This is a genomic window from Streptomyces sp. SID4985 (assembly GCF_009863025.1).
Taxonomy (GTDB): Bacteria; Actinomycetota; Actinomycetes; order Streptomycetales; family Streptomycetaceae; genus Streptomyces.
Map to the genome: position 1 here is coordinate 1 of NZ_WWIR01000190.1, position 4,215 is coordinate 4,215.

The window sequence follows — 4,215 nt, forward strand, 5'->3', positions numbered from 1 at the left end:
ATTGTGGACGAAGCCTTCCGCTGAGCGAACCCGCTTCGCTACTGTCCCGCTACGCATACGCCCCGTGGCAGCGCCGCCGCGGAGCGCAGCCGTGAAGCGACAGGGTCCGGGGCCGCCGGGCCGTCCTGCCGATCGGCGCCCTCACCAGCGCGTCGTCGACGGGGTCCCGCCCGGCGCGGGCCGCTGCGCGGAGGGTGTCGACCTCACCGCCGAAGGAGTGGGCGTCGTGACCGCGGAGACCTCCCAGACGCTGGACCGTGGACTGCGCGTCCTCAAGCTGCTGGCCGACACGGACCACGGGCTGACCGTCACCGAGCTGTCCACGCGGCTGGGAGTCAACCGGACGGTGGTGTACCGCCTGCTCGCCACGCTCGAACAGCACGCCCTGGTCCGCCGCGACCTCGGCGGCCGCGCCCGGGTCGGGCTCGGGGTGCTGCGGCTGGGCCGCCAGGTGCACCCCCTCGTACGGGAGGCCGCGCTCCCCGCGCTGCGCTCGCTGGCCGAGGACATCGGGGCGACGGCCCATCTGACCCTCGTGGACGGCACCGAGGCGCTGGCCGTCGCCGTGGTGGAGCCCACCTGGACCGACTACCACGTCGCCTACCGCGCGGGCTTCCGTCACTCCCTGGACCGGGGTGCCGCCGGCAAGGCCATCCTCGCCGCCCGCCACTCCCGCACCGCCCACCCCGGCTACACCCTCACCCACGGCGAACTGGAAGCCGGGGCCAGCGGCGCGGCCGCTCCCCTGGTGGGTGTCACCGGCCTCGAAGGCAGCGTGGGTGTGGTCATGCTCACCGACGCCATCCCCGATCGCGTCGGCCCCCGGGTCCTGGAAGCGGCCCAGGAAATCTCCGAGGCGCTCCGCTGAAGGGGAGGGGAGAGGAGGGGAGGGGACGGGTAGAGCGCCCTACTCCACCCCCACCACACCCGTCGCGTTAGATTGTGGGCGTGTTTTCTCGTCTCTCGCGTCTTCAGGCCGTCGCCGTCTGTGCTGTGCCCGTGGTCGGGCTGATCGTCACGGTGGCCGTCGCGCCGTTGCCGTTCGCGGTGGCGCAGCCGGGGATGACGGCGAACGTGCTGGGGGAGAACCGGGGGACGCCGGTGATCACGGTGTCCGGGGCGCCCGTCAGGAAGACCAGCGGTGAGCTGCGGATGACGACCATCGAGGCGACCTCGCCGGACGCGCGGGTCACCCTCGGGGACGTCGTGGACAACTGGTTCCGTACCGACCGTGCCGTCATGCCGCACGGCTCGGTCTACCCCACCGGGAACACCGTCAAGGAGATCGAGAAGCACAACTCCGCGCAGATGAAGGAGTCCCAGAACGCGGCCACCGACGCCGCGCTGAACTATCTGCACCTGGACGCCGGCAAGGTGAAGGTCGATCTGCGGCTCGCCAATGTCGGCGGACCGAGCGCCGGGCTGCTCTTCACCCTCGGCATCGTGGACAAGCTGGACGGTGACGGCAGCGGCGGGGACCTCACCGGCGGCCGTACCGTCGCGGGCACCGGCACCATCGACGCCGACGGCAAGGTCGGCGCGGTCGGCGGAGTGCCCCTGAAGACCCGGGCCGCCCGGCGCGACGGCGCCACCGTCTTCCTGGTGCCGAGGGCCGAGTGCGCCGACGCCAAGGCCGAGCTGCCCAAGGGGCTGCGGCTCGTCCCGGTCACCGACCTCAAGAGCGCCGTGAACTCCCTGGTCGCCCTGGAGAAGGGCAAGGGGAAGATCCCCAGCTGCTGAACCCCGCTAAGGACGCGGGCTGAACCCCGCTAGTCCGGGGATTCCCCCGCCGCCTGTTCCACCAGCGGGATGATCCGCAGCGGCACCGGCGTCTCCATCACGATCGTCGTCGACGCCCGCTCGATCCCCTCGAACCCCACCACCCGGTCGATCACCCGTTGCAGATCGGCGTTGGAGCGGGCGACCAGGCGGCAGAGCATGTCGCCGGTGCCCGTCGTGGTGAGCAGCTCCAGGACCTCGGGGACGCCCGCCAGATGGGCCCGTACGTCCGGGCCCCGGCCCTGGCGGATCTGGAGGGTCGCGAAGGCGGTGACCGGGTAGCCGAGGGCCGCCGGGTCCACCTGGGGGCCGAAGCCGCGGATCACCCCGCCCGCCCGCAGCCGGTCCAGACGCGCCTGGGCCGTGCCCCGGGCCACCCCGAGGCGGCGGGACATCTCCAGCACGCCCATGCGCGGCTCCTCGGCGAGGAGCACGATGATCCGGCCGTCCAGCTGATCGATCGCCACGGCATCCTCCGGGATGGTCATCTTGTGCAGAAAGTCCGCCGATACGGCCGTACGACTGAACAGACTGCCCAGTCGATACGCGAACTATTGCGCACCTTGCGGACCGGAGCCACCCTTCGGCTATGACGCAGACCACACACCACACTCCCGACACCGCCCGGCAGGCCGACCCCTTCCCGGTCAAGGGAATGGACGCGGTCGTCTTCGCCGTGGGCAACGCCAAGCAGGCCGCGCACTACTACTCCACCGCCTTCGGCATGACCCTGGTCGCCTACTCCGGACCGGAGAACGGCAGCCGGGAGACCGCGAGCTACGTCCTGGAGAACGGCTCCGCCCGCTTCGTGCTCACCTCGGTCATCAAGCCCAGCACCCCCTGGGGCGAGTTCCTCGCCCGGCACGTCGCCGAGCACGGGGACGGCGTCGTCGACCTCGCCATCGAGGTCCCGGACGCCCGCGCCGCCTTCGCCTACGCCGTCGAGCACGGCGCGCGCCCGCTGGCCGAGCCGTACGAGGTGAAGGACGAGCACGGCACCGTCGTCCTCGCCGCCATCTCCACCTACGGCGAGACCCGCCACACCCTGGTCGAGCGCACCGGCTACGACGGCCCCTACCTGCCCGGCTTCACCGCCGCCGAGCCCATCGTCCAGCCGCCCGCCCAGCGCACCTTCCAGGCCGTGGACCACTGCGTCGGCAACGTCGAACTCGGCCGCATGAACGAGTGGGTGGACTTCTACAACAAGGTCATGGGCTTCACGAACATGAAGGAGTTCGTGGGCGACGACATCGCCACCGAGTACAGCGCGCTGATGTCCAAGGTCGTCGCGGACGGCACCCTCAAGGTCAAGTTCCCGATCAACGAGCCCGCCGTCGGCAAGCGGAAGTCCCAGATCGACGAGTACCTGGAGTTCTACGGCGGCGCGGGCGTCCAGCACATCGCGCTGAACACCAACGACATCGTCCGCACCGTACGCACCATGCGCGCCGCCGGAGTCCAGTTCCTCGACACCCCGGACTCCTACTACGACACCCTCGGCGAGTGGGTCGGCGACACCCGCGTGCCGATCGAGACCCTGCGCGAGCTGAAGATCCTCGCCGACCGCGACGAGGACGGCTATCTGCTGCAGATCTTCACCAAGCCGGTCCAGGACAAGCCGACCGTCTTCTTCGAACTCATCGAGCGCCACGGCTCGATGGGCTTCGGCAAGGGCAACTTCAAGGCCCTGTTCGAGGCGATCGAGCGGGAGCAGGCCAAGCGCGGGAACCTGTAAGCGAGTTGGGGGCCGACTGTTGCAGTCGGCCCCCGCCTACAGCGCATCCTCCGGCAGCGTCCCGTCCTCCGGATCGCCCAGCCCCGCCACCGCCTGCCGCGCCTCGGGGGCCCACACCGGCGAGAAGTACGGGTTGACCAGCAGCGCGTCCGAGAGGTGCCGCCGGGCGGGCCCCACACGGCCCAACTCCCGCTCGATCATGCCCCGGTGGAAGGCGTACAGCGCACTGCGCACCCCGCCGCCCTTCGCCTTGTCCGTCGCGACGGTGGCGTACTTCAGCGCCTCCACGTCGTCGCCCGCCCGGTGCAGCGCCCAGCCCAGCGCGTCGGCCACCTCGATGCCGGGCTGGCGCTTCCACTCCGCCCGCAGCCGGGTCACCGCCTCGTCCGGGTCGCCGTGGTCCGCCTCCAGGCGGCCGGTCAGCAACTCCTCGTCGACCCCGCCGGAAGCGGCCCGCGCGGTCAGCGTCCGCGCCCGCGCGTACTGCTTCTCCGCGTCCGGCACGCGGCCCAGCGACTCGTACAACTCGCCCAGTTCCAGGGCGGTCCGGGGGTCCGGGTGCCCAGCCAGCGCCTGGTCGTACGCCGTCAGCGCCTGGTCGGTGCGGCCCAGCGCGGCCAGCGTCCGTGCCCGGCCCGTCGCCGCCGCACCCTGCGCCGGGTCGAGCCGCAGGGCCGCCTCGAAGTGCCGCAGCGCGTCCT

At 71.6% G+C, this 4,215-nt stretch carries 5 protein-coding genes; 3 read left to right on the top strand and 2 right to left on the bottom strand.

The genetic code is table 11. The features are described 5' to 3' along the window. Positions 1–226: 226 nt before the first annotated feature. Positions 227–868 carry a helix-turn-helix domain-containing protein gene (locus GTW40_RS07565; RefSeq protein WP_161179385.1) on the top strand — a complete coding sequence of 214 codons (642 nt, stop codon included), beginning with the start codon at positions 227–229 and terminating at the stop codon, positions 866–868. 80 nt (positions 869–948) lie between these two features. Further along, complete coding sequence (locus tag GTW40_RS07570) at positions 949–1,740, top strand: S16 family serine protease (protein WP_161179386.1); 792 nt, start codon at positions 949–951, stop codon at positions 1,738–1,740. Between the two features lie 29 nt (positions 1,741–1,769). Here the strand turns inward: GTW40_RS07570 and GTW40_RS07575 are convergent, their stop codons facing one another. Then, positions 1,770–2,246, bottom strand: coding sequence for an Lrp/AsnC family transcriptional regulator (locus GTW40_RS07575; RefSeq protein WP_343245630.1), 477 nt, complete (start codon positions 2,244–2,246; stop codon positions 1,770–1,772). A gap of 122 nt (positions 2,247–2,368) precedes the next feature. On the opposite strand from GTW40_RS07575, the gene hppD reads away from it, so the two are divergent. After that, a complete protein-coding gene (gene hppD / locus GTW40_RS07580; protein ID WP_161179387.1) occupies positions 2,369–3,514 on the top strand; it encodes a 4-hydroxyphenylpyruvate dioxygenase in 1,146 nt (381 codons plus the stop codon). A gap of 36 nt (positions 3,515–3,550) precedes the next feature. Here the strand turns inward: hppD and GTW40_RS07585 are convergent. Further along, on the bottom strand, positions 3,551–4,215 hold a 665-nt coding region (locus GTW40_RS07585; RefSeq protein ID WP_161179388.1), incomplete at its 5' end, for a tetratricopeptide repeat protein.